This is a genomic window from Oleiphilus sp. HI0132 (genome assembly GCF_001635845.1).
In genome coordinates this window covers 1-2,022 of record NZ_LWGJ01001435.1, presented here as the reverse complement: position 1 = coordinate 2,022, position 2,022 = coordinate 1, and the positions used below count along the sequence as shown (strand labels likewise).

Sequence of the window (2,022 nt, the reverse complement as noted above, 5' to 3'; positions counted from 1 at the left end):
GCAACTTGGCCTTGCGCCCGGTAATATCGTCTACGCTGGCGATCACGAAAGAGACATTCAAGCAGGTCAAGCTGCTGAAATGATTACAGTAAGTGCGCTATACGGCTATATTAAGTGTCACAAATCGGCCAAAAAATGGCCAGCCGATTACCAAATTCAACACCCATCTGAACTAATTTCACTTTTTCTTACATAAGCCACACAAAAACTGCAGTACTTTTCCTGAAATCATCTATGCTTAAAGCATATATCGCATTGTTTTTAGGAGAAAGCATGGCTGTCAACACAGCGCTGGTCGTCGATGATTCAAAATCCGCACGGATAATGCTCAGTCGACTTGTTCAAAAGAACGGCCTCGAAGTTAATATGGTGGAATCAGGCGAAGAAGCTTTAAGCTATTTAGAAAGCTCACCATTGCCCGATCTTATATTCATGGATCATATGATGCCCGGAATGGACGGCTTGGCTACCACTCGAGAGATCAGTCAAAACCCCAAAACAGCGCATATCCCTATCCTTATGTACACCTCTAAGGAAGGGCCAGAGTATGAAGCAGAAATGCTATCTTCCGGTGCCTACGCCATGCTAGGCAAGCCCGCAAAGCCAGATAGATTAGCTGAACTTATCGAAGAACTTAACAGTCGCCCTGCTCCTGATATTGCGGCCGATTCAGCCGAGCCAGAAGAACTCAGCGCAGTCACTCTCGATACAGGTGATCTACCTGAATTAAGTAGTACTGAAAGCGAACCATTAGAACAAGAACCTATTGCGACCAGCTCCCCAGAGGAAGAGGAAGAAGAAATGAGCCAGGAACTAATCGAAAAAGTATCATCCAAACTAATCGCCAGAGCGATCGAAGATGCGCTACAACCAATCAGCGGCTCGCTGCATCGTCTTGAAACAAATATTCACGAGAATCAGAGTGAAATACGTAAACTTAGCGCAAGGCAAGATCAGAACGTCAACCATGTTTCACAGTCAGTACTCGACGCCAGCCTTAAGCAAACCGGTGTTCAGTTCCAAAACCAGATCACTGCAGAGATCAAAGCAGTTAGAGACCTGATTGAAAGTCGTGCCGATCTTTCCCCTGCTGCACTACAGCAAATAAAAGATATAGCAACCCAGACTGGCGCCGAAGCAGGAACCGCTATGGGTGAAAAAGCCGCGAGCAGTGCTGCCGAGGCCGTCGCAGCGAAAGTAAGTGCCGCACAGGCACAAATCCAAGTTCAGCAAGATATGCAGCCTTATGTTCAGCAAGCCAAGAAGGCGAATATGATTGCAGTGGTATCACTTGTCGTTGCCATTGGAGCCATCGCAAGCAACTTCCTACAGTTCTAGAAGACTAAAAGCACTTATCGGATCCCTCTTAATGCGCGCCAGCTCTTTAAAAGGGATTTTTTATTTGCGCAAACGCTAAGCCCCCGCTCGAATCAAGCCCCCCAAACCAGCACTCTCGAGCTCATCCTCAAGCATCTCACGTATACAGCTTTCATTTTCGAGATTCAGCGCTTTTGTTAGAAGCTGCCTGGCTTTCTTATGCGAAAACGAACGAATTACCCACTTAACCTTGGGAATATTAAAGGCACTCATACTTAGTGTATTGATCCCCATTCCAAGTAGTAAAATAACCGCTACAGGGTCAGAGGCCATTTCACCACACAAAGACACCTTAAGTCGACGGGATTGAGCAGTACATACAATATGATTAATACTTGCCAATACCGCCGGGTTTAGAAAGTTATATAAGTCAGAGACCTTCGGATTATTCCTATCCACTGCAAGTAGGTACTGCGTTAGATCATTAGAACCAATAGATATAAAGTCAATTCGCTTTGATAGGTGTGGCAGGGCCATCATTGCTGCTGGCACCTCTACCATTATACCCACGCTTGGCTTTGCAACTTTAAGCCCCATTGCAAGTAGCTGAGCCACTGCTTGGTCAAGCAACTCTCTGAACGCATCCACTTCTTCTACACGACTCACCATCGGCAACATAATTTTCATATTGCCAATCCCAAGGTT

The 2,022-nt window shown here is 45.9% G+C and carries 3 protein-coding genes; 2 read left to right on the top strand and 1 reads right to left on the bottom strand.

Going from position 1 to position 2,022, the window contains the following annotated elements:
* Both A3766_RS32215 and A3766_RS21900 read left to right on the top strand, forming a co-directional pair.
* Positions 1 to 196 (top strand): HAD family hydrolase (locus tag A3766_RS32215; protein WP_369808650.1); only part of this gene is annotated, 196 nt, incomplete at its 5' end.
* 77 nt (positions 197 to 273) lie between these two features.
* A complete protein-coding gene (locus A3766_RS21900; RefSeq protein WP_068509852.1) occupies positions 274 to 1,338 on the top strand; it encodes a response regulator in 1,065 nt (354 codons plus the stop codon).
* 75 nt (positions 1,339 to 1,413) lie between these two features.
* On the opposite strand, the gene A3766_RS21895 is transcribed toward A3766_RS21900, so the two are convergent.
* The coding region (locus A3766_RS21895; RefSeq protein ID WP_304440977.1) for a putative PEP-binding protein at positions 1,414 to 2,022 on the bottom strand (609 nt) is incomplete at its 5' end.